Annotated in this window: 30 protein-coding genes; 17 read left to right on the top strand and 13 right to left on the bottom strand. The window is 65.7% G+C overall.

The features are described 5' to 3' along the window. Nucleotides 1-3: 3 nt before the first annotated feature. Genes LQK81_RS08490 through LQK81_RS08480 form a run of 3 tightly spaced genes read right to left on the bottom strand, consistent with a single transcriptional unit; the run spans nucleotide 4 to nucleotide 2,719 of the window. The gene (locus tag LQK81_RS08490; RefSeq protein ID WP_442967102.1) at nucleotides 4-1,263 is read right to left on the bottom strand and encodes a vWA domain-containing protein; all 1,260 of its coding nucleotides are present in this window, start codon (nucleotides 1,261-1,263) and stop codon (nucleotides 4-6) included. A gap of 8 nt (nucleotides 1,264-1,271) precedes the next feature. Continuing rightward, the gene (locus LQK81_RS08485) at nucleotides 1,272-2,201 is read right to left on the bottom strand and encodes an AAA family ATPase (protein ID WP_230805326.1); all 930 of its coding nucleotides are present in this window, start codon (nucleotides 2,199-2,201) and stop codon (nucleotides 1,272-1,274) included. A 23-nt stretch (nucleotides 2,202-2,224) separates the two neighbouring features. Further along, on the bottom strand, nucleotides 2,225-2,719 hold the full coding sequence (locus LQK81_RS08480; RefSeq protein ID WP_230805325.1) for a flavin reductase: 495 nt from the start codon (nucleotides 2,717-2,719) through the stop codon (nucleotides 2,225-2,227). Nucleotides 2,720-2,952: 233 nt separating this feature from the next. On the opposite strand from LQK81_RS08480, the gene LQK81_RS08475 reads away from it, so the two are divergent. From LQK81_RS08475 to purB, 6 genes are all read left to right on the top strand, one after another. Further along, nucleotides 2,953-4,038: an ABC transporter substrate-binding protein gene (locus LQK81_RS08475; protein ID WP_230805324.1), complete on the top strand. Its 1,086-nt coding sequence runs from the start codon at nucleotides 2,953-2,955 to the stop codon at nucleotides 4,036-4,038. Between the two features lies 1 nt (nucleotide 4,039). Then, nucleotides 4,040-5,059, top strand: a complete 1,020-nt coding sequence (locus tag LQK81_RS08470) for a P1 family peptidase (protein ID WP_230805322.1) — start codon at nucleotides 4,040-4,042, stop codon at nucleotides 5,057-5,059. A gap of 110 nt (nucleotides 5,060-5,169) precedes the next feature. Continuing rightward, nucleotides 5,170-5,847, top strand: a complete 678-nt coding sequence (gene rpe / locus LQK81_RS08465; RefSeq protein ID WP_230805320.1) for a ribulose-phosphate 3-epimerase — start codon at nucleotides 5,170-5,172, stop codon at nucleotides 5,845-5,847. Continuing rightward, complete coding sequence (locus LQK81_RS08460) at nucleotides 5,844-6,575, top strand: DUF2259 domain-containing protein (RefSeq protein ID WP_230805318.1); 732 nt, start codon at nucleotides 5,844-5,846, stop codon at nucleotides 6,573-6,575. The genes rpe and LQK81_RS08460 overlap by 4 nt, the downstream gene beginning before the upstream one ends. A 107-nt stretch (nucleotides 6,576-6,682) precedes the next feature. Further along, nucleotides 6,683-7,096, top strand: coding sequence for a hypothetical protein (locus LQK81_RS08455; protein ID WP_230805636.1), 414 nt, complete (start codon nucleotides 6,683-6,685; stop codon nucleotides 7,094-7,096). A 61-nt stretch (nucleotides 7,097-7,157) separates the two neighbouring features. Next, nucleotides 7,158-8,465, top strand: a complete 1,308-nt coding sequence (gene purB, locus LQK81_RS08450; protein WP_230805316.1) for an adenylosuccinate lyase — start codon at nucleotides 7,158-7,160, stop codon at nucleotides 8,463-8,465. A 96-nt stretch (nucleotides 8,466-8,561) separates the two neighbouring features. Here purB and LQK81_RS08445 read toward each other — a convergent pair whose 3' ends face one another. Beyond that, nucleotides 8,562-8,876, bottom strand: coding sequence for a DUF1476 domain-containing protein (locus LQK81_RS08445; RefSeq protein WP_230805314.1), 315 nt, complete (start codon nucleotides 8,874-8,876; stop codon nucleotides 8,562-8,564). A 230-nt stretch (nucleotides 8,877-9,106) separates the two neighbouring features. Between LQK81_RS08445 and purC the strand changes: the two genes are divergently transcribed. The 11 genes from purC to LQK81_RS08390 all read left to right on the top strand — a co-directional run bounded on the left by purC (nucleotide 9,107) and on the right by LQK81_RS08390 (nucleotide 16,779). Further along, nucleotides 9,107-9,871, top strand: coding sequence for a phosphoribosylaminoimidazolesuccinocarboxamide synthase (purC, locus tag LQK81_RS08440; protein WP_097140942.1), 765 nt, complete (start codon nucleotides 9,107-9,109; stop codon nucleotides 9,869-9,871). Between the two features lie 62 nt (nucleotides 9,872-9,933). After that, complete coding sequence (gene purS / locus LQK81_RS08435) at nucleotides 9,934-10,176, top strand: phosphoribosylformylglycinamidine synthase subunit PurS (RefSeq protein WP_097140943.1); 243 nt, start codon at nucleotides 9,934-9,936, stop codon at nucleotides 10,174-10,176. A gap of 19 nt (nucleotides 10,177-10,195) precedes the next feature. After that, nucleotides 10,196-10,453: a hypothetical protein gene (locus LQK81_RS08430; protein ID WP_230805312.1), complete on the top strand. Its 258-nt coding sequence runs from the start codon at nucleotides 10,196-10,198 to the stop codon at nucleotides 10,451-10,453. After that, the gene (gene purQ / locus LQK81_RS08425; RefSeq protein ID WP_230805311.1) at nucleotides 10,450-11,124 is read left to right on the top strand and encodes a phosphoribosylformylglycinamidine synthase subunit PurQ; all 675 of its coding nucleotides are present in this window, start codon (nucleotides 10,450-10,452) and stop codon (nucleotides 11,122-11,124) included. The genes LQK81_RS08430 and purQ overlap by 4 nt, the downstream gene beginning before the upstream one ends. A 90-nt stretch (nucleotides 11,125-11,214) precedes the next feature. Beyond that, nucleotides 11,215-11,574 carry a hypothetical protein gene (locus tag LQK81_RS08420; protein WP_230805309.1) on the top strand — a complete coding sequence of 120 codons (360 nt, stop codon included), beginning with the start codon at nucleotides 11,215-11,217 and terminating at the stop codon, nucleotides 11,572-11,574. 93 nt (nucleotides 11,575-11,667) lie between these two features. After that, a complete protein-coding gene (gene arsC, locus LQK81_RS08415; protein WP_230805307.1) occupies nucleotides 11,668-12,015 on the top strand; it encodes an arsenate reductase (glutaredoxin) in 348 nt (115 codons plus the stop codon). A gap of 110 nt (nucleotides 12,016-12,125) precedes the next feature. Next, the gene (gene purL / locus LQK81_RS08410; RefSeq protein WP_230805305.1) at nucleotides 12,126-14,363 is read left to right on the top strand and encodes a phosphoribosylformylglycinamidine synthase subunit PurL; all 2,238 of its coding nucleotides are present in this window, start codon (nucleotides 12,126-12,128) and stop codon (nucleotides 14,361-14,363) included. A 32-nt stretch (nucleotides 14,364-14,395) separates the two neighbouring features. Then, nucleotides 14,396-14,629 (top strand): BolA/IbaG family iron-sulfur metabolism protein, encoded by a 234-nt coding sequence (locus tag LQK81_RS08405; protein ID WP_112599856.1) that lies wholly within the window; start codon nucleotides 14,396-14,398, stop codon nucleotides 14,627-14,629. Nucleotides 14,630-14,639: 10 nt separating this feature from the next. Next, a complete protein-coding gene (locus LQK81_RS08400) occupies nucleotides 14,640-14,879 on the top strand; it encodes a hypothetical protein (protein WP_230805304.1) in 240 nt (79 codons plus the stop codon). A gap of 232 nt (nucleotides 14,880-15,111) precedes the next feature. Further along, entirely contained in the window at nucleotides 15,112-15,447 is a 336-nt protein-coding gene (gene grxD, locus LQK81_RS08395; RefSeq protein WP_230805303.1) for a Grx4 family monothiol glutaredoxin, read from the top strand. Nucleotides 15,448-15,570: 123 nt separating this feature from the next. Beyond that, the gene (locus LQK81_RS08390) at nucleotides 15,571-16,779 is read left to right on the top strand and encodes a multidrug effflux MFS transporter (protein ID WP_230805634.1); all 1,209 of its coding nucleotides are present in this window, start codon (nucleotides 15,571-15,573) and stop codon (nucleotides 16,777-16,779) included. A gap of 81 nt (nucleotides 16,780-16,860) precedes the next feature. Here LQK81_RS08390 and LQK81_RS08385 read toward each other — a convergent pair whose 3' ends face one another. The 9 genes from LQK81_RS08385 to LQK81_RS08345 all read right to left on the bottom strand — a co-directional run bounded on the left by LQK81_RS08385 (nucleotide 16,861) and on the right by LQK81_RS08345 (nucleotide 26,659). Continuing rightward, the gene (locus LQK81_RS08385) at nucleotides 16,861-17,688 is read right to left on the bottom strand and encodes an inositol monophosphatase family protein (RefSeq protein WP_230805301.1); all 828 of its coding nucleotides are present in this window, start codon (nucleotides 17,686-17,688) and stop codon (nucleotides 16,861-16,863) included. Then, complete coding sequence (ttcA, locus tag LQK81_RS08380) at nucleotides 17,672-18,544, bottom strand: tRNA 2-thiocytidine(32) synthetase TtcA (protein WP_230805299.1); 873 nt, start codon at nucleotides 18,542-18,544, stop codon at nucleotides 17,672-17,674. Before ttcA ends, LQK81_RS08385 begins: the two co-directional genes overlap by 17 nt. A gap of 55 nt (nucleotides 18,545-18,599) precedes the next feature. Then, the gene (locus LQK81_RS08375) at nucleotides 18,600-19,529 is read right to left on the bottom strand and encodes a glutaminase (RefSeq protein WP_230805297.1); all 930 of its coding nucleotides are present in this window, start codon (nucleotides 19,527-19,529) and stop codon (nucleotides 18,600-18,602) included. Nucleotides 19,530-19,615: 86 nt separating this feature from the next. Next, nucleotides 19,616-20,233, bottom strand: coding sequence for a 30S ribosomal protein S4 (gene rpsD, locus LQK81_RS08370; protein WP_230805295.1), 618 nt, complete (start codon nucleotides 20,231-20,233; stop codon nucleotides 19,616-19,618). A gap of 223 nt (nucleotides 20,234-20,456) precedes the next feature. After that, on the bottom strand, nucleotides 20,457-21,971 hold the full coding sequence (locus tag LQK81_RS08365) for an ATP-binding protein (RefSeq protein WP_230805293.1): 1,515 nt from the start codon (nucleotides 21,969-21,971) through the stop codon (nucleotides 20,457-20,459). Between the two features lie 165 nt (nucleotides 21,972-22,136). Further along, nucleotides 22,137-24,092: a peptidoglycan-binding domain-containing protein gene (locus tag LQK81_RS08360; RefSeq protein WP_230805292.1), complete on the bottom strand. Its 1,956-nt coding sequence runs from the start codon at nucleotides 24,090-24,092 to the stop codon at nucleotides 22,137-22,139. Between the two features lie 241 nt (nucleotides 24,093-24,333). Then, nucleotides 24,334-25,107 (bottom strand): glutamate racemase, encoded by a 774-nt coding sequence (murI, locus tag LQK81_RS08355; RefSeq protein WP_230805632.1) that lies wholly within the window; start codon nucleotides 25,105-25,107, stop codon nucleotides 24,334-24,336. Between the two features lie 16 nt (nucleotides 25,108-25,123). Further along, the gene (locus tag LQK81_RS08350) at nucleotides 25,124-25,957 is read right to left on the bottom strand and encodes an RNA methyltransferase (protein ID WP_230805290.1); all 834 of its coding nucleotides are present in this window, start codon (nucleotides 25,955-25,957) and stop codon (nucleotides 25,124-25,126) included. A gap of 114 nt (nucleotides 25,958-26,071) precedes the next feature. Next, complete coding sequence (locus tag LQK81_RS08345) at nucleotides 26,072-26,659, bottom strand: hypothetical protein (protein WP_230805288.1); 588 nt, start codon at nucleotides 26,657-26,659, stop codon at nucleotides 26,072-26,074. Nucleotides 26,660-26,761 lie beyond the last annotated feature (102 nt).

Here is a 26,761-nt window from a genome sequence, read left to right as displayed (position 1 = left end):
CCTTCAGCTTTGTGCGGCGAGAACCCGCCGGGGATCCGCCTGTCCGCCTCCTTCGCCCGAAAGGGCCGCGACAAGATCCTCGATGGCTTCTAGATTGTGCACGGCACGCAGTTCGTCAACATGCGGCAGCATGGCGAGCACGCCCCGCGCCCGCGCCTCGAAGCCTTCGAAGCGCAGAAGCGGGTTCAGCCAGACGAGTCGCCGGCAGGAGCGATGCAGCCGGTCGATCTCCGCCTCAAGCGTCGCGATGTCCTCGCGCTCCAGCCCATCGGTGATCAGGAGCACGACGGCGCCCTGCCCGAGCACCCGCCGCGACCACAGTCTGTTGAACGCCTTCAGCGTCTCGCCGATCCGCGTCCCGCCGGACCAGTCCTCCACGGCGCGCGCGCACTCTTCCACGGCCTCGTCCGGGTCGCGGTGGCGCATCTGCCGGGTGACGTTGGTCAGCCTCGTTCCGAACAGGAAGGTGTGCACGCGCCGCCTGCGGTCGGTCAGCGCATGCAGGAAATGCAGGAAGATTCGCGTGTACTGGCTCATCGAGCCGGAAATGTCGGCGAGCACCACGAGCGGCGGACGCACCATCCGGGCCTCGCGGTAGCGCGGCAGGATCAGCGCACCACCGGTGCGCATCGCCTTTCGCATCGTCGCGCGCGGATCCACTTTAGAGCGGCCCGTGCTCGGCCGGAAACGGCGCGTCCTGACCGCGTCCATCGGCAGGCTCAGCCCGGCGATCGCGCGCTTCGCCCGGCGCAGTTCGGCGGCGCTCATCTGCGCGAAGTCCATCCGGCGCAGCACCTCGCTGACCGAAGCGGTGAAGCGGGCGTCGATCTCCACGTCCGGTTCCTCGCGCTGCGGCCGCCGGTCCTCGGGCGCGGCGAACAGCGCGTCGGCGATCCGCCGTTCCCCCGCCTTCTTGCGCTCCTTCTCGACCTCCCGGCGCACCACCGGCGACATCATCGCGATCATCTTCTGGACAAGGTCGCGCGACCGCCAGAACAGCCGAAACGCCTCGTCGAAGATCGCCCGGTCCTCGTGGCGGGTGACCAGCGTGCAGTGGAGCGCGGTGTGGAACTCCTCGCGGTCGCCGATGCCGATCGCCTGGACCGCCTCGATCGCGTCGGCGACGGCGGCCGGGCCGATCCGCAGGCCGGCCTTGCGCAGCGCGCGGGCGAAGTGGACGATGTTGTCGGCCAGCCGCCCGTCCGCAGGCGGCCCTCCTGGGACGATCCCGTCCGGGCCGGCCCCGGTCATGGTCCCCGTCATTGCCATGGTCAGCCCGCCGCGCGCAGTTCGGACCTCACCTCGTCGAGGAGCTTGCGGCCCTCGCTGCCTTCGATCCGGGCGATGTCGTCCTGGTATTTCAGGAGCGTCCCGAGCGTGTCGGCGATCGTCTCCGGGTCGAGGGCGGTGCGATCGAGCTCCGTCAGGGCCGTCGCCCAGTCGATCGTCTCGGCCACGCCGGGGTTCTTGAACAGGTCCAGCGTCCTGAGTTTCTGGACATAGGCGACGATCTCGCGCGACAGCGCCGCATTGCACCCCGGCGCCTTCCGCCGGATGATCTCCAGCTCCTGCGCAGCCAGCGGATAGTCGACCCAGTGATAGAGGCACCGGCGCTTCAGTGCATCGTGCACCTCGCGGGTCCGGTTCGTGGTGATGATGACGATCGGCGGCTCGGTCGCGCGGATCGTGCCGAGTTCGGGCACCGTCACCTGGAAATCCGACAGCACCTCGAGCAGGAACGCCTCGAAGGCCTCGTCGGTCCGGTCGAGTTCGTCGACCAGAAAGACCGGCGCCCGCCCGTCTGGCGAGGACAGCGCCTGCAGCACCGGCCTTCGGATCAGGTAGCGATCGGAGAAGATGTCGGATTCGATGCGATCGCGGTCTGTCGTGCCGGCCGCCTCCGCCAGCCGGATTTCCAGCATCTGGGCGGGATAGTTCCATTCGTAGACCGCCGAGGAGACGTCCAGCCCCTCGTAGCACTGCAGGCGGATCAGCGGCCGGTCCAGCGCCTTCGCCAGCACCTTGGCGACCTCGGTCTTGCCGACGCCGGCCTCGCCTTCGAGAAACAGCGGCCTCTTCATCTTCAGGGACAGAAACAGGACGGTCGCAAGCGCGCGGCCGGCCAGGTAGTTCTCCGCCGCCAGCATCGCCGCGGTCTCTTCGATCGACCGGGGAACCGATCCCTTCCTGTAGGCCGTCATGCTTCCTCCGCTTTCGGGCGAGGTTACAGCGAGCGATAGCCCCGGTCCATATAGATGAGGGCCGGTTTCTGCGCGCCGTAGACCACCCCCAGCACCTCGCCGAACAGGATCATGTGCGTCGACATCACCTTGACCTCGATCAGCCGGCAATCGAACGATGCCAGCGCGCCCTCCAGGACCGGCGCGCCGGTGACGAGTTCGCCCCATTGTCCCTCGGTGAAACGGTCGCCGGGGATGGAGGGATCGCGGCCGGAAAAGACGTTGGCGAGCTCCGCCTGGTCCGCGGCGAGCGCATTCAGCGCAAAATGCCCGCTCCTGCGGAAGATCTCGTTGCGCGGATTGGAAACGTTCAGGCAGGCCAGCACCATGGCCGGATTGTCGGAAACCGAACAGGCCGCCGTGATCGTCACCCCGCGCCTTTCGCCCTCGAATGCCGTCGTGACGATCTGGACGTGCCCGGCATACCGGCTCATGGCGTCGCGATAGAGCGGCGGGTCCAGCATCAATCGGTCCAACACAAAGATCTCCCTTGTTGTAAAAGGGAGATAGATGGAAACAATGAAGAAAAATGTAAGCGCCGCAATGGCATTTTCCAATCTTAGAACCCGGGAATGGCGACGGCGCCATGGGGTCAGCCGCGGAGCCGGACGGAATGGACGAATGTAATGGGTCCTGACGAGCCTTCAATGCGAAATTTGACCGGAGGCGATCCGGTCGTGCAAACATGCAGCGAAACGACACTGGTGAATTCATGCTCCGCCGCCTTCTTCTCGGCATCTTCCCGCTGATTGCGCTCGCCGGCCCCGCCGTGGCTGCCGGGCCGAAGATCGCGGTCGTCGCCCCCGCTTCCGGCCCGCTCGCGATCCTGGGCGACCAGATCCGCGCCGGCGCGCGCGCTGCGGCCCGGGCCAGCGGCGCCGAGATCGTCGAGATCGGCGAGGCCTGCGGCGAGCAGGGCGACAGCGCGGTCGCGCCCGCGATCCTCTCGGCACAGGTTCAGGCCGCGATCGGCTTTTTGTGCACCGAGGATCTGCAATCCGCCCTTCCCGCGCTTGCCGAAGCCGGCATCCCCGTGCTCACCCTTTCCGCGCGGTCGGGCGTGCTGATGGAGGACGCACTGAAGCGGAAATGGCCGCTCTTCCGGCTCGCGCCGGCACCGGGCATGGAGGCACAGAAGGCGGTCGACGTGATCGCGGCGCAATGGGCGACGGAGCCCTTCGCGCTCATCGACGACGGCACGATCCACGCCCGGGAACTCGTCGAGGCGGTCCGGATCAAGCTCGAGGAACGCGGGATGAAGCCGGTGTTCGTCGATACCTACCGTCCGGCACAGGAGCAGCAGATCGGGCTGGTCAGGCGGCTGGCGCGGGCCGGTGCGACGCACGTCTTCGTCGGCGGCGACCGCGGCGACATGGCCATCATCCTGCGCGACGCCAGGGCCGAACGCCTGCCACTGACCTTCATGGGCGGAGAGATGCTGATGGCCGCCGACAGCCAGATCAAGCTTGCCAACGGGGCGCAGGCGATCGTCCTGCCCGCCGACGGGGTGACGCCGGAAGGCATCGCCCTGACGGCGGCGATGAAGGAGGCGGATATCGTTGCCGAGGGCTACGTCTTCCCCGCCCATGCCGCCGTCACCGTCCTCAGCCGCGCCGCGGCTGCCGCCGGTGCGGCAAACCAGCCGCTGGAGGTTCTACTGCGGCAACAGACCTTCCCCACCGTCCTCGGCCCGATCGGTTTCGGAGACGACCACGAACTGCGCGACAACCCCTATCGGCAGATGGAGTGGCGCGACGGCCGCTTCCATCCGGTCGCCGGCACGGCGGAAGGCGAATGAGATGAAGCCCGGAGCGCGCAACCTCATCACCGACGTCGGCGGCCTCCTGGTCGGCAACGCTGCCGATCAGCGGCTTAAATCCGGAGTGACCGTCGTCTTGTGCGACAAGCCGGCAACGGCTGCCGTCCAGGTGCTGGGCGGCGCGCCCGGCACGCGGGAGACGGATCTTCTGGAGGCCCACAACACCGTCCAGACCATCGATGCGATCTGCCTCTCGGGCGGCTCCGCCTACGGGCTGGATGCCGCCTCGGGCGTGCAGGCGGCCCTGCGCGAAACGGGGCGCGGCTTCGCCGTCGGTCCTCATCTCGTCCCGATCGTCCCGGCAGCGATCCTCTTCGACCTCGCCAATGGCGGCGACAAGGACTGGGGACGCTATCCACCCTACCGGGAACTCGGCCACGCCGCGACGCTCGCAGCAGCCGCCGAATTCGCCACCGGCACCGCCGGCGCCGGCGCCGGCGCGACGACGGCGACCTTCAAGGGCGGCCTCGGCTCCGCCTCGACGGTGCTCGGAAGCGGCGTCACCGTCGGTGCGCTGGTCGCCGCCAATGCGCTGGGCTCGTCGACCATCGGCTCCTCCCGCCATTTCTGGGCCGCAGCCTTCGAGGAAGGCTCCGAGTTCGGCGGGCTCGGCCTGCCGCAGACGATCCCCGCCGAGGCGCGGCAACCGCGGACCAAGCTCGGGGCCGCGACGGATGCGCCGACCAACACGACGATCGCCGTGATCGCCACGGACGCCGTCCTGACCAAGGCGGAGGCCAAGCGGCTCGCCATATCCGCGCATGACGGCTTCAGCCGGGCGCTATGGCCGTCGCACACCGCACTCGACGGCGACCTGGTCTTTGCGATCGCGACCGGGACGAGCGGCCGGACGGTGGCGCTGGAAGGCTTCATCGAACTGTGCGCCGCAGCCGCCTCGACGATGGCCCGCGCCATTGCCCGCGGCGTCCACGACGCCACGCCCGAGCCGGGCGACCTCGTGGCCTGCTGGCGCGACGGAAGCGACGGGCGGCCACGCTGACCCGCCGGCCCGGGAGGCCTCCCGCCGCCCGTGCCCCGCGCGATCCGTCGTTGTCCGATACCGTCGGCAATGCTATGGGCACGGCAGAACAACATGCCTCGGAGCCCGACATGACCCGCCCCATCCGGATCGCCCCCTCCATTCTCGCCTCCGACTATGCCAAGCTCGGCCAGGAGGTGCGCGACGTCGTCGCTGCCGGCGCCGACTGGGTCCATCTCGACATCATGGACGGGCATTTCGTACCCAACATCTCCTTCGGTCCCGACGTCATCAAGGCGCTGCGTCCGCATACCGAAGCCTTTTTCGACTGCCATCTGATGATCGCACCCGCCGATCCCTACCTCGAGGCCTTCGCCAAGGCCGGCTGCGACGGCATCACGGTCCATGCCGAGGCCGGTCCGCATCTCGACCGCTCCATCCAGGCGATCAAGGCGCTCGGCAAGAAGGCCGGCGTCTCGATCAATCCGGCGACCCCGGAAGCGGTGCTGGAGTATCTGCTCGACAAGCTCGACCTGATCCTTGTCATGACAGTCAATCCCGGTTTCGGCGGCCAGAAATTCATTCCGGCGATGGAAGAGAAGATCAGGCGCGTGCGCCGGATGATCGGCGATCGGCCGATCGAACTGCAGGTCGACGGCGGCATCGCGCTCGACACGATCGCGCTCCCGGCCTCTGCCGGCGCCAACGTCTTCGTTGCCGGATCCGCCATCTTCGGTGGCGGCCATGTTGACGCCTATCGCAAAACGATTGAAACTCTGCGCGCGAACGCGGAAGGGGCACGCGATTGACGAAAACCGGCAAAATCGTCGCTGCGATGATGATCGGCGCATGGCTTGCGCCGTTTGCGGCATCGGCCGGCGATTTCGCGCAGGTGCGCCCGATCGGCTTTTCCCGCGACGGCAAGATCTTCGCCTTCGAGGAATTCGGCATCCAGGACGGATCGGGCTCCGCCTATGCCAACATCTTTTTCATCGACACGACCAAGGACGAGTACCTCCCCGGCTCGCCCATTCGCGTGCAGGCGCCGGAAAACGATTCCAGCCTGCGCAGGGTGCGCGCCGAGGCGGCCGCCAAGGCAAGCCCGGCGATCGCCCACTACAGCCTCAACGAGAATCCGGGCCAGCTTGTCGCGCTCAATCCCTATAGCGAAGTCGGCCCGGCCGCCGATACGCTGCGCTACTATGCGTTTCCGGCGGAACCGAGGGTCGGCCAGCCCTATACGCTGCGATTGACCGAAACGCCCGCACCGGTGCCTGCATCCTGCGAGGGCCTAGTCGAAAAGGGCGTCGGCTTCACGCTCGCATTCACGGAAAAATCCGGCCAGCCGGCCGACGAGGTCGTCCATTCGGAGGAGCGGACGCCGCAAAGCCGCGGCTGCCCGACCGGCTACCGCATCGCCGGCGTCGTCACCTACGACGCGCCGCAACAGCCGATCCACATGGCGCTCGTCATGGTCCTCCGTTTCGGCTTCGAGGGCCTCGACGGGCGATGGCTCGCCGTACCGCTGAAACCTTGACGATGGTCGGACGCCGGCGCCTGCAGCCCCGAGGTGCGGCGCATTCGGTGCCGCTGCTTCCGTCGCCCGTGGCACTCGGGGCCGGTTCCCTCGTCTGGGGCACGCTGATGGCTGCCTCGGCTGTCGTATCCCTCTATTTTCGCAACCGGCTTGAGACCGACCATCTCGCCCAGTTGCTGGTGCTCTACCTTGCCGGCGGGATGCTCGCCTGGCCGTTCGTCGTCTTCGCCGCCCGTCTCGTCGCCCGCAGCGCCGGCATCGAAACCCGCTTCGCCGCCTGCCTTGTTCTTTTGGCCACAGGCACGGTCGCGATGACGGCCTTTCTGTTCGCCATGGACTACCGGCTGTTCTATTCGCAGTGGCACCAGCCGTTGCTGACGAAGACCGGCCTGCGCCAGGTCTTCGGCACGTTTGCCTCGGCAGTCTACCAGTTCGCCGTCCTGGGCCTCGGGCTCTACCTCCCGGTCGGACTACCCGTGCTTGCAGCCGTCAGCCTGTGGCTCGCGAAAGCCATGCGTTGAGCTTTCAAGCCTTTCTTGATAGAGGGGCGCCAACGCCCCCTTGAAAGAAAGATCGAAGCCGATGATCCCTCGCTATTCCCGTCCGGACATGGTCGCCATCTGGTCGCCCGAAACCAAGTTCCGCATCTGGTTCGAGATCGAGGCGCACGCCTGCGACGCGCTGGCCGAACTCGGCGTCATCCCGAAGGAAGCAGCGAAGACGATCTGGGACAAGGGCGGCAAGGCCGTCTTCGACGTTGCCCGCATCGACGAGATCGAGGCAGTCACCAAGCACGACGTCATCGCGTTTCTGACTCACCTCGCCGAGATCGTCGGCCCCGACGCCCGCTTCGTCCACCAGGGCATGACCTCGTCGGACGTGCTCGACACGACGTTCAACATCCAGCTCGTCCGTGCATCCGACATCCTGCTTGCCGGCCTCGACCGCGTGCTGGCCGCGCTGAAGACGCGCGCCTTCGAGCACAAGGACACGGTCCGTATCGGCCGCAGCCACGGCATCCATGCCGAGCCGACGACGATGGGCCTCACGCTCGCCCGCTTCTACGCCGAGATGGACCGCAACCGCGCCCGCCTCGTCGCAGCGCGCGCGGAAATCGCCACCGGCGCGATTTCGGGCGCCGTCGGCACTTTCGCCAACATCGACCCGCGGGTCGAAGAGCACGTCTGCGCCGCCCTCGGCCTCGTACCCGAGCCGGTCTCCACGCAGGTCATCCCGCGCGACCGCCACGCCATGTTCTTCGCCACGCTCGGCGTCATCGCCTCTTCGATCGAGAACGTCGCGATCGAGATCCGCCACATGCAGCGCACCGAGGTACTGGAGGCCGAGGAGTTCTTCTCCCCCGGCCAGAAGGGCTCCTCGGCCATGCCGCACAAGCGTAACCCGGTGCTGACGGAAAACCTGACAGGCCTCGCCCGCCTCGTGCGCATGTCGGTCGTCCCGGCCATGGAGAACGTGGCCCTCTGGCACGAGCGCGACATCAGCCATTCCAGCGTCGAGCGCGCCATCGGCCCCGACACGACGGTGAACCTCGACTTCGCACTGAACCGGCTTGCCGGCGTCGTCGAGAAGCTCGTCGTCTACCCTGAGAACATGGAGAAGAACCTCAACAAGTTCCGCGGGCTGGTGCATTCGCAGCGCGTGCTGCTGGCGCTGACGCAGGCAGGTGTTTCCCGCGAGGACAGCTACCGTCTCGTCCAGCGAAACGCCATGAAGGTCTGGGAGGAAGGCAAGGACTTCCTGGAAGAACTGCTCGCCGACAAGGACGTGCGCGCGGCCCTTTCGGAAGAGCAGATCCGTGAGAAGTTCGATCTGGGCTACCACACCAAGCACGTGGACACGATCTTCAGGCGGGTGTTCGGAGAAGCCTGAGCCCGTCTCGATACGAAGAAAGGCGCGGCCGGGGCCGCGCCTTTCTCTTTATTGGGTTCCACCGACCGCCGACATGGGCGACCGCAGGACAGGATCTCAGTTGTTCTGGACCTGCTCGATCGCAACGCCGAGAAGCTCGATCATCTGGCTGCGGATATCGTCTTCGCTTTTGGCGACGCCGGCGGCGTCGAAATCCGCCTTGACCTTGCGCACCACGTCCTCATGGCCCGCTTCCTCGAAATCGGCCGCCACGACCTCCTTCGCATAGGCTTCGAGGTCGCTCTTGCCGAGCAGTTCGCCCGCCCAGAGCCCCAGGAGCTTGTTGCGCCGCGCCTCCGCCTTGAAGCGAAGCTCTTCGTCCTTGGCGAACTTGGCTTCGAAGGCCTTTTCGCGATCCTGCATGGCGGTCATGTCTCGACTCCCGTATATTTGAATCTGTTCCCTGAGGGACTGCCGACCCATAAATCAAAAGCGTGTCGAAAGTGCAACGTGAAGTTTGAGGCATGGCTTGCGGAATGCCAAGGCCCGGAAATAAGGGGATCGGACGACTGGCCGATTGTGAAACCGGTACAATTCGTTTATGGACGCCGGAAAGAATTGATACTGCGCTACCCAAGAGCGCCAACTACAGAGAAAAATCCATGAACCGTCGCCGCCGTATTTACGAGGGCAAGGCCAAGATTCTCTACGAGGGTCCTGAGCCGGGCACGCTGATCCAGTTCTTCAAGGACGACGCCACCGCCTTCAACAAGAAGAAGCATGACGTCATCGACGGCAAGGGCGTGCTGAACAACCGCATCTCCGAATACCTGTTCACCCATCTGAACAAGATGGGCATCCCGACCCACTTCATCCGCCGCCTGAACATGCGCGAGCAGCTGATCAAGGAAGTCGAGATCATCCCACTCGAGGTGGTGGTGCGCAACGTCGCCGCCGGTTCGCTGTCCAAGCGCCTCGGCATCGAGGAAGGCACCGTGCTGCCGCGCTCGATCATCGAGTTCTACTTCAAGGCCGACAACCTCGAGGACCCGCTGGTCTCCGAGGAGCACATCACCGCCTTCGGCTGGGCCAGCCCCCAGGAACTCGACGACATCATGGCGCTCGCCATCCGCGTCAACGACTTCCTCTCCGGCCTCTTCCTCGGCGTCGGCATCCAGCTCGTCGATTTCAAGATCGAATGCGGCCGGCTCTACGAGGGCGACATGATGCGCATCATCATCGCCGACGAGATCTCGCCGGACAGCTGCCGCCTCTGGGACGTCAACACCCAGGAAAAGATGGACAAGGACCGCTTCCGCCGCGACATGGGCGGACTGCTGGAAGCCTACCAGGAAGTGGCAAGGCGCCTCGGCATCATCAACGAGAACGAGCCGATCCGCGGCACGGGTCCCGTTCTGGTCAAGTAGTATTGGCGGGATCTCCCGCCGGCCCGGCAGGGCCGCACATGGACGCGTTTGAAGAGGAACACATGATCAAGGCACGCGTAACGGTCACGCTGAAGAACGGCGTCCTCGACCCGCAGGGCAAAGCGATCGAAGGCGCCCTCGGCAGCCTCGGCTTCGACGGCGTCGGCCACGTCCGCCAGGGCAAGGTCTTCGACCTGGAACTGCAGACCGCGGACAAGGCGAAGGCCGAAGCCGAGCTGAAAGACATGTGCGAGAAGCTTCTGGCCAACACGGTAATCGAGAACTATACTATCGCTCTCGCCTGATGGTTGAAGGAGCGCGGGAATGGCAGATATCGACGGCAGCCTCATCTACGAAATGCTGAAACGCATTCAGGCGGACATCGGGACGCTCAAGGATGGCCAACGCGACCTGCGCCAGGATAATCTGTCGCTACGAAACCAGATGCACACGCTGCAGGGCGACGTGAACAACCTCCGCGGCTCCGTCGCTCATATCGAGGATCGCCTCGACCGTATCGAAAACCGCCTCGAATTGCGCGAGCTTGCCGAGGCCCAGGCAAAGTTTGAGCCACACCCATGAAGTCAGCCGTCGTCCAGCTCCCAGGCCTGAACCGTGACCGCGATATGATCGCGGCGCTCACCAAGATCGGCGGCAAGCCGCCCGTGACCGTCTGGCAGACAGAAACCGAGATTCCGGCCGGCGTCGACCTGATCGTCATCCCCGGCGGCTTCTCCTACGGCGACTACCTGCGCTGCGGCGCGATCGCGGCCCGCATGCCGGTGATGCAGGCGATCAAGGCGAAGGCAGATGCCGGCGTGAAGGTTCTCGGCGTCTGCAACGGCTTTCAGATCCTGCTCGAGGCCGGCATGCTGCCCGGCGCGCTGATGCGCAATGCCTCGCTGAAATTTGTCTGCCGGGAGATCAGGCTGGAAGTCGCAAACGCGGAAACAGCCTTCACCAGCGCCTACGCCAAAGGCCAGATCCTGCGCTGCCCGGTCGCCCACCACGACGGCAACTATTTCGCCGACGCCGACACGATGGCGAAGATCGAGGGCAACGGCCAGGTCGTGTTCCGCTATGCCGAGGGTACCAATCCGAACGGCTCGATGAACGACATCGCCGGCGTGATCAACGAGAAGGGTAACGTTCTCGGCATGATGCCGCACCCGGAAAACCTGATCGAGTCCGCGCATGGCGGCTCCGACGGCCGCGGCCTGTTCGCCTCCGCCCTCGACGTCATTGCCGCCTGACCGCAAGCCTCCATCAAGGGCGCCGTCCCGTCTGAAAGTCCCTTCATGCGCCCCTTTGCCTTTTCTACGGCTCTCAACGCGGTTGCTGTCATGGCCGTCTCCGTCCTCGTCGTCGCCTGCCAGTCGGCCCCGTCCACACCGGCGGCGAGCACGGCCGCCCTGCCGACGATGGAGCGGATCGCGCTCGGCGCCAATTCCTGCTGGTTCAAGTCGAACGACGCCGCCTTCAAGGCCTATCGCCTGGCGCCGGAACTGAACTCCTTCTCCGGCAAGCCGCGCATCCTCATCGTCCCGCGCCGCTCGCCCGAATCCCGCCCGCTCCTCGTCGTGCAGGCGGAGGGTCATCCGGCAAAGCTCAGCGCCTTCGGCCCGCTGATGGACGAGCCGGTGTCCGGCCGCGTCGCCACCGACGTCAAACGCTGGGCGGCCGGCGGCACCGGCTGCAGTTGATCCGCCGCCCTCGCCTCCAGATCCGCCCACCGCCCCTCCAAAACGATCGCCGGTGCCGGGAGCCTTCCCGACGCGATCCCGTTGACCGCCACCATGACCATACAGATCCTCCACAATCCCCGCTGCTCGACCTCCCGCAACGTCCTGGCGCGGATCCGCGGCGCCGGCCATGAGCCGGAGATCGTCGAATATCTGAAGCATCCGCCGACGCGGGAGGAACTGCTCGGCATCCTGGTGGCGATGGAAGCCGAACCGCGCGACATCCTGCGGACGAAGGAGCCGTTGGCCCGCGAACTCGGCCTGCTCGACCCGCATCGTTCCGATCGCGAGATCATGGACGCCATGCTGGCCAACCCGATCCTGATCGAGCGGCCCATCGTGATCTCGGACAAGGGCGCCCGTCTCTGCCGCCCGGTCGAAAGGCTGGACGAGATCCTCTGACCTTTCCGGTCCCGTCACCTTGTTGAAGCGGGCATTTTCCTGTCGCGCCGTGCTGCCGCTTGCGCTAAAGAGACCGCAAAGCCCTCACCTCACGGACAAGACGAGAGACGATGACCATCTCCAACAGCCGCCCGATCACCCCGGAGCTCATTGCCGCCCACGGGCTGAAGCCGGATGAATATGAGCGCATCCTGTCGCTGATCGGCCGTGAACCGACGTTCACCGAACTCGGCATCTTCTCGGCCATGTGGAACGAGCACTGCTCCTACAAGTCGTCCAAGAAGTGGCTGCGCACGCTGCCGACCAAGGGCCCGCGCGTCATCCAGGGTCCGGGCGAGAATGCCGGCGTGGTCGACATCGATGACGGCGACGTCGTGGTCTTCAAGATGGAGAGCCACAACCACCCCTCCTACATCGAGCCCTATCAGGGGGCTGCGACCGGCGTCGGCGGCATCCTGCGCGATGTCTTCACCATGGGCGCGCGTCCGATCGCCGCCATGAACGCGCTCCGCTTCGGTGCGCCCGATCATCCCAAGACCCGCCACCTCGTCTCCGGCGTCGTTGCCGGCGTCGGCGGCTACGGCAATTCCTTCGGCGTGCCGACCGTCGGCGGCGAAGTCGAGTTCGACCCGCGCTACAACGGCAACATCCTCGTCAACGCCTTCGCCGCCGGCCTTGCCAAGAGCGACGGCATCTTCCTTTCCGAGGCCAAGGGCGTCGGCCTCCCGGTCGTCTACCTCGGCGCCAAGACCGGCCGCGACGGCGTCGGCGGCGCCACGATGGCCTCTGCCGAGTTCGACGAATCCATCGAGGAGAAGCGCCCGACGGTGCAGGTCGGCGATCCCTTCACCGAGAAGTGCCTGCTGGAGGCCTGCCTGGAACTGATGCAGACCGGCGCGGTCATCGCCATCCAGGACATGGGTGCGGCCGGCCTGACCTGCTCCGCTGTCGAGATGGGCGCCAAGGGCGACCTCGGCATCGAGCTCAACCTCGACCTGGTGCCGGTCCGCGAGGACCGCATGACCGCCTACGAGATGATGCTGTCGGAAAGCCAGGAGCGCATGCTCATGGTGCTGAAGCCGGAGAAGGAAGAGGAAGCCAAGGCGATCTTCGTCAAGTGGGGCCTCGATTTTGCGATCGTCGGCTACACCACCGACGACCTGCGCTTCCGCATCCTGCACCAGGGCGAGGAAGTCGCAAACCTGCCGATCAAGGAACTGGGCGACGAAGCCCCCGAATACGACCGCCCCTGGCGCGAGCCCGGTACGCCGGCCCCCCTGCCCGCTTCGCTCGTCGCCGAGCCCAATGACTACGGCCTAGCGCTGCTGAAGCTCGTCGGTTCGCCGAACCAGTCGAGCCGCCGCTGGGTCTACGAACAATACGACACGCTGATCCAGGGCAACTCGCTGCAGATCCCCGGCGGCGACGCCGGCGTCGTCCGCGTCGAGGGCCATCCGACCAAGGCGCTGGCCTTCTCCTCCGACGTCACCCCGCGCTATGTCGAGGCCGATCCGTTCGAGGGCGGCAAGCAGGCGGTCGCCGAATGCTGGCGCAACATCACCGCGACCGGCGCCGAGCCGCTGGCGGCGACAGACAACCTCAATTTCGGCAATCCGGAAAAGCCGGACACGATGGGCCAGTTCGTCAAGGCCATCCAGGGCATCGGCGAGGCCTGCCGCGCGCTCGACTTCCCGATCGTCTCCGGCAACGTCTCGCTCTATAACGAGACCAACGGTGTCGCGATCCTGCCGACACCGACGATCGCCGGCGTCGGCCTCCTGCCCGACTGGTCGGCCATGGCCCGGATCGGCGGCGCCGGCGAAGGCGACCAGATCGTGCTGATCGGCACCGATGGCAGCCATCTCGGCCAGTCGGTCTATCTGCGCGACGTGCTCGGCATCGTCGATGGCCCGGCGCCGGAAGTCGATCTCGTGGTCGAGCGCCGCAACGGCGACTTCGTCCGCTCGGCGATCCGCAACGGCCAGTTCTCCGCCTGCCACGACATCTCCTCCGGCGGCCTGGCGGTCGCACTTGCCGAGATGGCGATGGCTTCGGGCAAGGGCATGCAGATCAGCCTGAAGGAAAGTAATGCGCCTGTTCACGCGCAGCTCTTTGGCGAGGACCAGGCCCGCTACGTCGTCGCCATGCCGGCCGATATGGCGAACTTCCTCTGCGCCAATGCGGAAGGAGCCGGCGTGCCGTTCCGGCGGCTCGGCACGGTCGGCGGCACCGACCTCGTCATCGACGATCTGCTGCGGGTATCGATTGAACAATTGCGCGACACCCATGAATCGTGGTTCCCTGACTTCATGGACGGTAGCTCGAACGCCGCAGCCGCCGCCGAATAGAAGTCGAAAGAACAAGAAAGGGAGCACGCAATATGCCCATGGCACCAGGTGAAATCGAAGACATGATCAAGGCCGGCATTCCCGGAGCCAAGGTCACGATCCGCGATCTGGCAGGCGATGGGGATCACTACGCCGCAGAGGTCGTCGCCGAGGCCTTCCGCGGCAAGACCCGCGTCCAGCAGCACCAGATGGTCTACAACGCGCTGAAAGGCAACATGGGCGGCATCCTGCACGCGCTCGCCCTGCAGACGTCAGCGCCGGAGTGAGGCGTCCTCGATGGCCAGCCTTGTCGAGGATTTCGTCTCCGGTGTCGTCAACAGCGCGCTGAAGGAAGTGCTGAAGAAGTCCGGTGTGAAGAAGACCACCCGGCGGACGCGCCGTCGCACGACGAAGGCAAAATCCGGCGGTCTCATCGCCGACATGATCGAGGCGGCGCTGAAGAAGAAGCCCGCCCGCAAGCAGACCAGCCGCCGCCGGACCGCCGCTTCCCGCAGCAGGCAGCGCCGCACTGGTTAACGCATGTCGCGCAAAAGTGTGCAGCGGTTTTGCAACGACGACATGCGTAAGATCAAAGGCTAAAAAGCGCGGGAGCGAATCTGAAAGTTCGCGACGTGCTTTGCCCCGGAAGCCGGCCATCAGCACAATTGATGGAACAATTCAGCGCAGGGTGATGGAAAATCGCCCTGTGCATGCTATCTAGGGGCAACGCAGTCCGGACCTTGAACCCGGACGGGAAAGGAACCGGACTATGAGTGGCATCAACGATTTCATCGACAACGAGGTCAAGAACAACGACGTCGTGCTCTTCATGAAGGGCACCCCGCAGTTCCCGCAGTGTGGGTTCTCCGGCCAGGTCGTGCAGATTCTCGACTATGTCGGCGTCGACTACAAGGGCATCAACGTGCTGGCGGATGCCGACCTGCGCCAGGGCATCAAGGACTATTCCAGCTGGCCGACCATTCCGCAGCTCTACGTCAAGGGCGAGTTCGTCGGCGGTTGCGATATTGTGCGCGAGATGTTCCAGTCCGGCGAATTGCAGTCGCATCTGCAGGCACAGGGAATTTCGGTCAAGGGCGCTGCCTGACGCTCCTGCCGCATTACATCATCAAACCGTTACAAGGCGCCGCTACCCACGGCGCCTTCTCTCATTTTTTGGAATTTCATCATGACTGCTATTTCGACCGAGGCGTCCCGGCGCCTCAACGGCATGGGCAAAGGTGAGTTCATCGGCCTCATGGCGATGCTGATGGCGCTGAACGCGCTTGCCATCGACATCATGCTGCCCGGCCTGCAGGAGATCGGCGCGAGCCTCGGCGTCGTCAACGAGAACCACCGCCAGTACGTCATCTCGGCCTATCTGATCGGCTTCGCCTGCGCCCAGCTCCTCTACGGTCCGGTTTCCGACCGCTTCGGCCGCCGCATACCGATGTTCGTCGGCCTCGGCATCTACATCGTCTCCGCGCTCGCGGCCGTCGTCGTGCCCTCCTTCGCTGCCCTTCTGGCGCTGCGTTTCGTCCAGGGCATCGGCTCGGCGGCCATGCGCGTGATCACGATCTCGATCGTGCGCGACATCTATGGCGGCCGCGCCATGGCCGAGATCATGTCGCTGATCATGATGGTCTTCATGGTCATTCCGGTGCTGGCGCCCGGCATCGGTCAGGTCGTCATGCTGTTCGGCGACTGGCACCTGATCTTCATCTTCATGGGTATCGTCGCAGCCGTGGTCGGCACCTGGATGCACCTGCGGCTGCCGGAGACGCTGGCGCCGGAAGACGTCCGACCGTTCACGCCTGCATCGATCCTGGAAGGGTTCAAGATCGTCCTGACCAACCGGGTGGCGCTCTGTTACACGCTGGCGAGCACCTTCATCTTCGGCGCCCTGTTCGGCTTCATCAATTCCGCCCAGCAGATCTATGTCGGCGTCTACGGGCTCGGCGTCTGGTTTCCCGTGGCCTTCGCCGGCGTCGCCGCCTTCATGGCGCTGTCGTCCTTCGTCAACGCCCGCCTCGTCGGCCGCTTCGGCATGCGCCGGCTGTCCCATGGGGCGCTGCTGGGCTTTCTCACGGTCAACGGCCTCTGGCTCGCGCTGACGCTCGCCGCACAGGAGCACCAGTTGCCCTTCGCGGCCTTCATCGTGCTGTTTGCGGTGTCGATGTTCCAGTTCGGCTGGATCGGCTCCAACTTCAACTCGCTCGCCATGGAGCCGCTCGGCCACGTCGCCGGCACCGCCTCCTCCGTGCTCGGCTTCATGGGCACCGCCGGCGGCGCCGTCATCGGCGGCATCATCGGCCAGTCCTTCAACGGTACCGCCGTGCCGCTGGTCTCCGGCTTCTTCGCCCTGTCGATCATCGGCCTGGTCTTCGTGCTGATCGCCGAGCGCGGCAGGCTGTTCCAGCCGCACAATCCGGCGATCTGACATCGGGCGCATGGCCGCGGCAGACATGAAAAAGGCCGGACGATCGCTCGTCCGGCCTTTTGTCCTTCTCGGCGCCGCCGCTCAGTCGACGACGAACACCTCGCGGCGCATCATCTCCCAGCTCTCGCGGTCGGGTGCCAGCAGCAGGCCGCCCTCGACGTGGCGCGGCAGATAGGGCGAGCCGTCGAAGCGGGCGGCATGGGCGCCGGCCTCCTGGCTGATCAACGTGCCGGCCAGATGGTCCCAGGGCATCAGCTTGTTGTACATCAGGTAGTGGACGTGGCCGGCGGCAAACGTGCGATACTCGTGCGCCGCGCAGCGGTAGTTCGAGGCGAAGGCGACCTTGGCGAGGTTCGCCATCACGCCCGCGCGCTTTTCCGGCGACAGGAAGCCGGTGGAGGCCATGCCGGTCATGTCCTGCAGCGCAACCGGGCCCGCAGCCTTGAGGCGGACGGCGGGGCGGTTCCCGCCCGTCTGCCAGGCGCCGGCGCCCTTTTCCGCCAGCACGAAGTCGTCGCCCATCGGATCGTAGATGACGCCGGCGATCGTCTCGCCGCCGGCGATCACTGATGCCATCACGCCGAAGAGCGGCACGCCGGCGGCGAAGTTGAAGGTCCCGTCGATCGGATCGACCACCACGGCGAGATCGGCCTCGGCGAGCTTCGGCAACAGCGCCGGATCGGCCGCAACACTCTCTTCGCCGACGAACAGGGCACCCGGCAGGATCGCCTCCATCCCCGCCTTGATGAAGCGCTCGGCCGCCTCGTCGGCCTCGGTCACGAGGTCGATCGCGCTGGTCTTGACGCGGACCTCGCCATCGGCGAGCGCTCGGAAGCGCGGGCGGATCTCCACCTCGGCCGCCTGGCTGAGGAGGAAGGCAAGGGCATTGATGTCAAAGTTGGTCGTCATCTGAAGGCACCGTCATGAGGGAGGAGAAATCGAAGAGCGCGGGATCGAGCAGGTGCGACGGGTTCACATGCGACAGCGCCCGCAGCATCGTGTCCTTGCGGCCCGGCATGCGCGCCTCGATGTCGGCGAGCATCGCCTTCATCGCATTGCGCTGCAGGCCGTCCTGCGAGCCGCACAGGTCGCACGGGATGATCGGAAACCGCATCGCCGCGGCAAACTTGGCAAGGTCGTCCTCGGCCGCATAGGCGAGCGGGCGCAGCACCATCAGGTCACCCTCGTCGTTGACGAGCTTCGCCGGCATCGAGGCGAGCCGACCGCCATGGAAGAAGTTCATGAAGAAGGTCTCGAGGATATCCTCGCGGTGATGGCCGAGCACCAGCGCCTCGCAGCCCTCCTCGCGGGCGATGCGGTAGAGGTTGCCGCGCCGCAGCCTCGAGCATAGCGAGCAGTAGGTCGCCCCCTCCGGCACCTTCTCCTTCACCACCGAATAGGTGTCGCGATACTCGATGCGATGCCGGACCCCGATCGAGGACAGATAGTCGGGCAGGATGTGCTTCGGGAAATTCGGCTGCCCCTGATCGAGGTTGCAGGCGATCAGTTCCACCGGCAGCAGGCCGCGCCATTTCAGGTCCATCAGCAGCGCCAGCAGGCCGTAGCTGTCCTTGCCGCCCGAGACGCCCACCAGCCAGCGCTTCTGCCCCTTCAGCATGGAGAAGTCTTCGATCGCCTGGCGGACCTGGCGCAGGAGCCGCTTGCGCAGCTTGTTGAAGGAGACCGATTGCGGTGCGTCGGCGAACAGCGGATGGCGCTGGCCGCCGTCCTCGGCATCGTCGTCGGTCTTGAGCGCAAGCGTCATCGGAACTTCCGTGGTCAATTCGTCGAGGTTGCAATGCCCCGAACGGGCGGCACAATCAAGCACCAAAAACCGACCAGCCGGTGCGGGCCGCCAGCATTTCCAGGGCGACCGTGCCAAGCGCGGAATTGCCGACGTCGTTCAGGCCGGGCGACCACACGGCGATCGAGGCCTTTCCGGGCGCGATCGCCAGGATGCCGCCGCCGACCCCGCTCTTGCCCGGCAGGCCGACATGGAAGGCGAAGTCGCCGGAACCGTCATAGTGTCCGCAGGTCAGCATCAGCGCATTGATGCGCCGCGCCCGCTGGGGCGAGACGACGCGATGACCGGTCAGCGGGTTGGTGCCGCCGGCGGCGAGGTAGAGCCCGGCCCTTGCCAGTTGCCGACAGCTCATGGCGATCGCGCACTGGTGGAAATAGACGCCGAGCACGTGATCGACCGGATGGATCAGCCGGTCGAAGGAGCGCATGAAGTTGGCAAGCGCGGCATTCCTGTAACCCGTCGCCGCTTCCGAGCGGGCGACCTCGTGGTCGATGACGATATCCTCCTCGTCGGCGAGGTAGCGCACAAAGCGCAGGATCTCGCCGATCGCCTCCTTCGGCGGATGGCCGGCGAGCAGGAGGTCGCTGATCGCGATTGCCCCGGCATTGATGAAGGGATTGCGCGGGATCCCCGCCTCCCGCTCGAGCTGCACGATGGAATTGAAGGCCGAGCCGGAAGGCTCGCGTCCGACCCGCTTCCAGATCGCATCGCCATGCTTTCCGAGCGCGATCGTCAGCGTGAAGACCTTGGAGATGCTCTGGATGGAAAAGGCCGTGTCCGCATCGCCGGCCAGATGCACCGCGCCGTCCACGGTCACCACGGCAAGACCGAACCGGTCGGGCGAAACCCGCGCCAGCTGCGGGATATAGTCGGGCAGCCGCCCCTCGCCGAAGCGCGGCGAAAGTTCGCGGTGAATGTCGGCCACGATCCTCTGCAGGTCAGGCATGGGCGATCCTCCGGCAATAACGTCCTAAAGACGAAAAAGCCGCCCGTTTCGGGGCGGCTCTCGCAATCGTCAGGCTCGCGCGGAAATCAGCGCGAGTAGAATTCGACGACCAGGTTCGGTTCCATGACGACCGGGTACGGAACGTCGGACAGGCCGGGCACGCGTGCGAAAGTCGCGACCATCTTGTTGTGGTCGACTTCGATGTATTCCGGAACGTCGCGCTCGGCGAGCTGGACCGATTCCAGGACCGAAACGAGCTGCTTGGACTTTTCGCGGACTTCGATGACGTCGCCGGCCTTGCAGCGGTAGGAACCGATGTTGACGCGGACGCCGTTGACCTTGACGTGGCCGTGGTTGACGAACTGGCGAGCGGCGAAGACCGTCGGAACGAACTTGGCGCGGTAGACGATCGCGTCGAGACGCGACTCGAGCAGGCCGATCAGGTTCTCGCCCGTGTCACCCTTGCGGCGGTTGGCTTCGTCGTAGGTGGCGCGGAACTGCTTCTCGCGCAGGTCGCCGTAGTAGCCCTTCAGCTTCTGCTTGGCGCGCAGCTGCACGCCGAAGTCGGAAAGCTTGGACTTGCGGCGCTGGCCGTGCTGGCCGGGGCCGTATTCGCGGCGGTTGACCGGGGACTTCGGGCGGCCCCAGATGTTTTCGCCCATACGGCGGTCGATCTTGTACTTCGATGCAGCGCGCTTGCTCATCGCATTTCCTTTCAAACAGTTACACCGGTCCGTGCCAGACCGGATCAAGGAAACACGCCCTCCTCTGAATGCCGTTTTCGGCCTTCTGACAGGTTTCTCACGATACGCGACCGGAGAGACCACGGGACATGTCAAATGAAACACCGGACATCTCTGCCCGGCGTCGAGCGGGTGAATAGGAGGATCGCCCGGCAAAGTCAATCGCAAACGCGCAGAAATCGCCCTATTCCGCAGCCGGCCGCAGCGTCTCGGTCAGGTCCGGCCCGTTTGCGTCGCCGGGCGCCGTCTCGCAGGCGAGGTCCGGAAACGCGACGATCCGCAGCCCGGCCGCGTCGCTGTGCACCACGATCAGCCCCTGCTCCTCGAAATAGCCGAGCAGGCGCCGGGCCCGGCGGGCGGAATGCGTGCCGTAGGCGCGCGCGATCATCGCGTCGGACGGGCACGGCAGGCCGCGGACGGCCGATTGCGCCACGAGTAGGAACACGCCCTGCAGATCCTCCGTGACGGAGCGGGAAAGGTCCAGCGCGGTCGCCCAGACCTCGGTGGCCGCCGTTCCCGCATCGACGCCGGAGCGGGCCACCGCCATCTTGCGACGGAAGGCCGGCAGCGACAGCGGCGCGCCGGGCACGCGACGGATCCGGCAGCGCACGAGGAAATCCTGGAACAGCTCCGCGTCCGCCCGGAAGGCCGCACCCGGATTGTCGAGGATCTCTGAGAGCACGTGGTCGAGCAGCGCCTCGCGCTCCTCCGCCGGCATTTCCGGAGCCGCCGGCCGGGCGGGTTCCACCGGCAGCGACTCCGGCCGTGCGCGCGACAGTTCGGCCAGGATGTCGGTGGTCGGGCGCGGCTGCGGGGCGACGCGGCGAACGAGCGGCCGGGTGAATTCCTCCGGATCCGGCGTGAAGATCAGGTCCTCGACGTCCTGCGGCGCCTCCGGCAGCGGCATCAGTTTCGGGCTCGTCGAGCGGGCCGACGTCTCGACCGTACCGATCGTCACCGACAGCGGCCGCCGCGACAGCGCCGGCCCGAGCGCCACGAAGGAGCCGCGCTTCAGGTCGCGGAACATCTCCGCCTGCCGGCGGTCCATGCCGAGAAGATCGGCCGCGCGCGCCATGTCGATGTCGAGAAAGGTGCGGCCCATCAGGAAGTTGGAGGCTTCGGCAGCGACGTTCTTGGCGAGCTTTGCGAGCCGCTGCGTGGCGATCACGCCGGCAAGTCCGCGCTTGCGGCCGCGGCACATCAGGTTGGTCATCGCGCCGAGCGAGAGCTTGCGCGCCTCCTCGCCGACGTCGCCCGCGACCGACGGCGCAAACATCTGCGCCTCGTCGACCACGACCAGCACCGGATACCAGTAGTCGCGGTCGGCGTCGAACATCGCGTTCAGGAAGATCCCGGCCGTGCGCATCTGCTGCTCGACCTCCAGCCCCTCGAGCGACAGGACGCAGGAGACGCGGTGCTGGCGGATGCGGGTGGCGATGCCGACGAGTTCGGCATCCGTGCGCTCGCCCTCGACCACGACATGGCCGAACTTGTCGGCGAGTGTTACGAAATCGCCTTCGGGATCGATGATGCACTGCTGCACCCAGGGCGCGGACTGTTCCAAGAGCCGCCGCAGCAGGTGCGACTTGCCCGATCCGGAATTGCCCTGGACGAGAAGGCGGGTGGCCAGCAGTTCCTCGATATCGAGCGTGGCCGGCGCGCCGCCCTGCGCCGTTCCCATGTCGATGCCGACCTTCATGCGACCCTCGTGCCCAACCCAACCGATTCGTCCGGCAGCGCGGGCCGGGAAATGAGGGCGAGACCTAGCACAAAAACGTCACGGCGCGGACGTCGGATTTGCACCTACCCACAGGAAGCTGCGCCATTATCCGACAGCTGCCTAGACGATGGCGCCTCCCTGCCCTCAAGCAAATTCGCCGGATCCGTATTTCACCCGGTCGATGTCGAGAATGCCGCCCGACTGGAGCTGATCCATGCTGGCCTTGACGGAACGGATGCGGTCCTCGTGGTCCGTCATGCCGAACTGCATCAGGGCTCTCTCCGGATTGGACGATTCGATCGCCGCCTTGAGCTTCGGATAGGCGCCGCGACCGGCCCGACCCTGGTGGAGGACGTCGAAGACCCATATCGCATAGCGCAGCTTCCGGCCGACGATGGGAACGCCGTTCTGCGCGGCCCGCTTCGTCTTCCGCTTGGCGATCTCGATCGTCAGGCCGATCTGCAGTTCCCTGTGTTCCTCGGATTCCATCATGCCGAAGATAGCGCGGGCGGCACTGACGACCTCGGCGTTGTCGATCGCGGAGAGGTCCGGATTGAGATAGGCCATGAAGTGCTTGAGTTCGCGATCGGTGACGACCTCCAGGTCCCGGGTGCCGCCGGAGGGTAGCTTCTGGTGCACCTTGCCGTTCACCAGCGTCAGGTCCGGGAAGTAGCGCCCGGCATCCGGCAGCGCCAGCAGCCGCCGGTACAGCACGATCAGGTTCTCGTCGGGCGTGTGCGCCGCCAGTTGCGAGAAGCCGATCGTGAAGCGCGCGCGGTCATAGGTATTGATGCAGGCGTAGTGCGCCTTCGATTCGCCGATCGCCGTCGGCCAGATGAAATGTGCCCATTGGCCGTGCCTGGTCGCCGCGTCGTTGTTGTCGTAGACGCCGGCCGGTGTCATGGACAGGTCATAGATATTCGTCAGGCCGATGTTGCGCTCGTACCTGACCTGCCGGCCGATGAAGACCTTGGTGCCATTGGCCTTGGCATAGTAGCGGGTCCTGCCGCCATCCACCTCCTTGGAGATCTCGAAAGACAGGGGCGCCTCGTCATCCTCGGCATCCGGGCGCGGACGAAGGGGCCCGGCTTCAACGTCATCATCGTCATCGTCGTCCTCCACCGCCTCGTCGCCATCGACTGCCCCGGACAGCGCGACCGCCGGCATGCCGCCGTCCAGATAGGGTAGATCGATGCCGAGCGCGTCAGCCGTCATCGGTCCGACGATGCCGTCCGCATCCTCGGTGCCGAGCACCCGCTTCTGGAACGTCATCAGCGCGTTGAGGCTGTCGAAGCCGAATTCGCCGCTGACCTCGCCGGCGTCGTATCCGAGCGCGTTCAGCTTGGCCTGCATCGAGCGGACGATTTCACCGTGCGAGCCGAAGCGAAGGCTCTGGCGCATCTGCTGGCTCCCGACGACGGCCATGCTCTGCGCCTCGTAGCCGCTGAACAGCGCATAGCGGAAATTCTCCTGGTTCACCGCGTAGGCGTTGTCGAGGAACTGCTTCCAGGGGCCTTCGTCCCGGCTCGACGCGCCTCTTCTGGTGCACTTCGGGAAGCCGGCCACCACCTGGCAGCCGACGCTGGCGTAGCTCGGCGACGCCGGTCCGTTGCTCCAGCCGCAATGGAGGTTGTCCCAGGCAATGAAGCCGGAGCGCATGTCCACGAAGTCGGCCGTATCGAAATCGTCGTCGTCGGCCGTGCGCCACACGGGGAAGAACCCGTGCTGGCGAAAGGCGCGATGCCCCGTGGGCTTGCCGGGCTTGTGGATGCCCTTCCGGTAGGTGTAGCAGCCCAGCATCAGCTGATTGGCCCCGTAACCGCCATGCGGAATTCGGCTTCTGACGTAAGACCCTTCGGGCACCGTACTCGCCGGAAACACGGCAAAGCCGTGGCCCGGCTTCCACTGGCCGAGCGTGCAGCGCATGTGCGTGTAGTCTACGTCGTGAAGGTTCATTTCGTGGCTGCCGGCGAAATCGGTTCCGTTATAGTTGACGGGCAGGCAGCCGCGGAGACCGAAGAAGGCCATTCCACCGGAAGGAATGGGATAGTTGCACCGCTTCCACATCAATTCGATCGACGCCTCAGTCAAATTGAACATGACGAGCCCCAATGTCGCAGATGATATAGATTTGACGAAATATAATAGATCGCCTATAGACCATCAATATTGAAGGACTCTCGTTTTCTGGAACGAAAACAAAGATGGCATCACAAGGAATTACGTGAAAATCCGCGGGGCACCCGAAGTGACTACGGAATACGCCAAAAAGAACCGTCAGTAATACTGAATGGAAAGGGCAATTGTGCGCTCACGCGGCCCGAGCCGCCGCCCGGGCGCGCTATACCCGGAGGCCGAAGCCCTGCATCAGCCGGCGCGTGGCGAAATCGGGCTTGCCGGAGGTGAAGACGGCGACGTCCTCGCCTGCCGCAATTCCGTCCGGTGCCACGCCCTCGAGCGCCGGTACGAGCCGCCGGGCCTGGCGCGCGATCGCCTCCGCCGGGTCCAGCCAGTCGACTGGCCAGGGCGCAAGCCTGCGGAACAGGTTGGCCATGAAGGGGTAGTGCGTGCAGGCGAGCACGACGATGTCGGTCTTCCTGCCGTCCTGCTCCAGGAAGCACTGGGCGATCTCCGCCCGCACCTCGTCGTCGGCAAGCGTCTCGCCGCGGATATAGGCTTCCGCCATGCGCGCGAGGTTTTCCGACCCGACCAGCCGCACGTGGCACTGGCTGGCGAACGACTGGATCAGGTCGCGCGTATAAGCCCGCTTCACCGTGCCCGGCGTCGCCAGCACCGAAACCAGTCCCGAGCGCGTGCGCTCCGCCGCCGGCTTGATCGCCGGCACGGTCCCGACGAAGGCCATCTTCGGGAAGGCGGCGCGCAGGTCTGCGCCGACCAGCGTAAAGGCGGTGTTGCAGGCGATCACGCAGATCTCGGGGTCGTGCTCGACAAGCAGCCGGTCGAACAGCGCCACGATCCGCGCCTTCAGCGCCCCCTCCTCCCAGCCGCCATAGGGAAAGCCCGCATCGTCGGCGACATAGGTGAAATGCCGCTCCGGCATCATCACGCGCGCTTCCCGCAGCACCGTCAGCCCGCCGATGCCGCTGTCGAACATGAGGATTGGCCTGGCGCTATTCGTCGTCACGCTCGGTCTTCGGCCTTCTGTTGCGGGTGCGGTTGGGCGCCGCCACGCCCCTGGGGGCCTCGCGGGTGAAGCGGTCGAGACAGGAGATGATGCCGCGCAAGACCTGGATTTCCGAGCCGGTGAAGGAAGGACGCGTCAGCGCCGAGCGCAGGTTTTCGATCAATTTCGGCTTTTTGGCGGCGGGGCGGAAGTAGCCGCGCGCATCGAGCGCCTCCTCCGCATGATCGAACAGGCCCTGCAACTCGCCCTTCTTGGCCGGGCGCTGCGGCAGAGCGGAAAAGGCGGTCTCCTCCAGCGAGCCGGTGCCCGTCTTCATCCACTCGTAGCTCATCAACAGGACCGCCTGGGCGAGGTTCAGCGAGGCGAAGGCGGGATTGACGGGAAAGGTCACGAGTTCGTCGGCGAGCGCGATCTCCTCATTGGTCAGCCCCGTGCGCTCGCGCCCGAACAGGATGCCGGTCGCCTCGCCGGCCCGGAAGCGCGTGCGCAGCGTTTCGGCCGCCACCACGGGCGAGCGCACCTCCTTGTAGCCGTAGCGGTCGCGGGCGGTCGTGGCATAGACGAAGTTGAGGTCGGCGACCGCCGCCTCCAGCGACGAATACACCTTGGTCGCGGCGATCACGTGATCGGCCTTGCTCGCAGCCGAGATCGCCTTCTCGCTCGGCCAGCCGTCGCGCGGGTTGACGAGGCGCAGTTCGGCCAGCCCGAAATTGGCCATGGCGCGCGCGACCATGCCGATGTTCTCGCCAAGCTGCGGATGGACCAGGATGATCGCCGGCCCCTCCGCTATCAGTTCCCGCTCACTGTTCGTTCCCGCCATCGCTTCAGACCGCCGCCTTTCTCTCCGGCAGCGACCGGGCGGGCCTGTTGCAGCCCGGGCCTGCCGCCACAGGACGGGTCCCTGCCACATCCCGCACGAAAAGGAAAGGAAGCCCTATTCGGGAGAGACCTCTTCCTGCATCTCGCCATCGTCCGGCGTCGGGTTGGCGCCCTCTTTGGCGATCGCCTGCATTTCCGTCTTCAGCGAGCCGGGGTCCCCATCCTGCGGACGCAGGATGTCGTCGATCACCGCCTTGCCGTCCTCCTCGACCACGTTGAAGTCGACCTCCGCCGGCTTCCAGTCCGGCTCGCGCTCGCCGAAGCAATGGGTGTTGTCGAAGGTGGTCCTGACCATCGTCACGCCGCCCACCGGCGGCTGCGCCTCGATCTTGAGGTCCTTCAGCGAGCAGCCGTCCTGGCCCATGGCGATCACGTCGTAGTCGAAGGGCGAGTCGCCATCCTCATAGGCCGGATATTTCGCGGCCTCGCGGTACTTGCCGACGAAGTCCTTGCTGTAGAGCCGCTGCAGGAACTCGTCGTTGAAATAGTCGACATAGGGCGGCGGATCGTTGTTGTCGTCGGCCACGTCGGCCCAGTTCTTCGTCACCGTCTCCATGATCTCGCGAACGGGCGCGGTGGCGTCGGCGGCAAGCGCGAACGACGGCAGGACGACAAGGGTGGCGGCAAGGCACAGGCGTATCATGAAAATCTCCCGAGCAGGTCGGATCTGGAGGCCGGACGGCCGGTAACAGGGAATCACATCGGCGTGAGACAACACCGGCAATGGGGACAAATTCTGGCGACG

Source organism: Rhizobium sp. GN54 (genome assembly GCF_021026345.1).
Classification (GTDB): domain Bacteria; phylum Pseudomonadota; class Alphaproteobacteria; order Rhizobiales; family Rhizobiaceae; genus Mycoplana.
The sequence above is the reverse complement of the archived record's forward strand: the minus strand, read 5'-3'. Positions and strand labels throughout refer to the sequence as shown.